The organism is Variovorax sp. P4_B10 (assembly GCF_056402375.1).
On the sequence record NZ_JBFUHN010000173.1, the window covers coordinates 1 to 2,386 of the forward strand.

At 69.2% G+C, this 2,386-nt stretch carries 1 protein-coding gene; it reads left to right on the forward strand.

Annotated elements, in window-relative coordinates; all coding sequences use genetic code 11:
- A partial coding sequence (locus AC1DXX_RS33300; RefSeq protein ID WP_478138466.1) for a condensation domain-containing protein occupies nucleotides 1-2,386 on the forward strand: 2,386 nt, incomplete at both ends.

Genomic DNA, 2,386 nt, shown 5'->3' on the forward strand with positions numbered 1-2,386 from the left:
GGTCGGAACGCCTGCGCTCGATGTTGCGCAAACGCGCGTGCAGTTGAGCAAGCACCTGCCGGCGTACATGGTGCCGGTGGCCTATATCGTGATGGAAGCGCTGCCGCTGACGCCGAACGGCAAGCTCGACCGCAAGGCGCTGCCTGCGCCCGAGGGCGAGGCGTTCGGCCAGCGCGCTTATGAAGAACCGCAGGGCGAGGTCGAACAGTCCCTGGCCGCAATCTGGTCGCAGCTGCTGGGCGTGCAGCGTGTCGGCCGCGACGACGACTTCTTCGAACTTGGCGGCCATTCGCTGCTGGCGATCCGTCTGCTCGAACAACTGCGCCGGCGCGGTTGGTCGGCCGATATCCGCTCGTTGTTCGCGCACCCGAGGCTGGCGGCCCTGTCCGCGACGATCCGACGCGGCGATGCCGCTGGCGAGGTGGCAGTGCCACCCAACCGCATTCCGCCCGGCTGCGGGGCGATCGAACCGGCAATGCTGACGCTGGTCGACCTCGACGCGGCCGCGATCGCACGGATCGTCCACACCACGCCCGGTGGCGCGGCCAACATCCAGGACATCTATCCGCTGGCGCCGTTGCAGCAGGGCATCCTGTTCCATCACCTGCTGGAGCGCGACACCGACACCTATGTGCTGCCGACGCTGCTCGAGTTCGACAGCAAGCTGCGCCTGGACCGCTTCATCGCGGCCCTGTCGCAGGTGATCGAACGCCACGACATCCTGCGCACCGCGGTCCACTGGGAGGGCTTGGCCGAGCCGGTGCAGGTGGTGTGGCGGCGCGCCGGGTTCACGGTAGACACACTGACCTTGGCGCCGGGCATGGATGCAGCGGCACTGCGCCTGCGTGCGCATCCGCAGGTGCGCGGCCTGCGCATCGACGTGCGCCGTGCGCCCATGCTGCATGGCTCCGCCGCTCGCGACGATGCCAGCGGGCGCTGGTTGTTGCAGTTGTCCTATCACCACCTGGTGATGGACCACACCGCGCTGGAGCGGCTGGTGGAGGAGATCGCCGCGATCGAGCGCGGCGACGCCGCCGGGTTGCCGGCACCGGTGCCGTTCCGCGAGTTCGTCGCTTTGTCGCGCCGGGGTGTGAGCGAGGCCGAGCACGAAGAATTCTTCGGCGCGATGCTCGGCGACGTCGACGAGCCGACTGCACCGTTCGGCCTGCTCGACGTACAGGGCGACGGTTCGCAGATCGAGCAGGCGCGCCTGACCCTGCCGCAGGCGTTGTCGTCGCGGCTGCGCGCGCTCGCCAGGCGCCACGGTGTGGGCGCGGCCAGCCTGTTCCATCTGGCCTGGGCGCAGGTGCTGGGCCAGTGCAGTGGCCGCGACGATGCCGTGTTCGGCACGGTGCTGTTCGGGCGCATGCATGGCGGAGTAGGTTCCGATCGTGCAATCGGCATGTTCATCAATACCTTGCCTCTGCGCATCGCGCTGGGCGGGCGTGGGGCGGCACAGGGCCTGCGCGAGACCCACGCGGGGCTGAGCGAATTGCTGCGCCACGAGCACGCCTCGCTGGTGCTGGCGCAGCGTTGCAGCGCGATGCCCGCGCATACGCCGTTGTTCTCGGCCTTGCTCAACTACCGGCACGGCCGGGTCGGTGGCACTGCCCATGCCGAGGTGCTCGATGGCGTGCGTTTGCTCGACGTGCGCGACCGCACCAACTACCCGTTCGGCCTGTACGTCGACGACGACGGGAGCGATTTCGGGTTGACCGTGCAGGTCGACGCTTCGGTCTCGGCCGAACGCATTGCCGGGTTCATGCAGCAGGCACTGCAGGTCTTGGCGCATGCACTGGAAGACGCGCCGGATACACCGCTGCTGGCACTCGATGCGTTGCCGGCCGAAGAACGCAGGCGCGTGCTCCACGGCTACAACGACACCCACCGCGCATACGCGGCGCCAGCCCTGGTGCACGAGGCCTTCGAACAGCAGGCGGCAGCGCACCCGGAGCGCATTGCCCTGGAGCTGGACGGCGCGCAGCTGAGCTACCGGGCTCTCAACGAGCAGGCCAATCGTCTCGCTCGGCACCTGTGCAGGCTCGGGGTGGGACCGGACGACCGCGTGGTGGTCTGCGTCGAACGCAGCCTGGCGATGGTGGTTGCGATCCTGGCCACGCTCAAGGCCGGCGGCGCCTGCGTGCCGCTGGACCCGGCGTATCCGGACGAACGCCTGGCCCACATGCTGCGCGACAGCGCGCCGGTGGCGTTGCTCGCCGACAGCGCCTTGCTCGATCGCCTGCGACCGCCATCGTCGTGCACGCGAGTGATCCTGGACCAGCAGGCGCCCTGGGCCGAAGCCCGTGCCGACAATTTGCGGGTCGACGGGCTCGCGGCATCGCACCTGGCCTATGTGATCTACACCTCCGGCTCGACCGGCATGCCC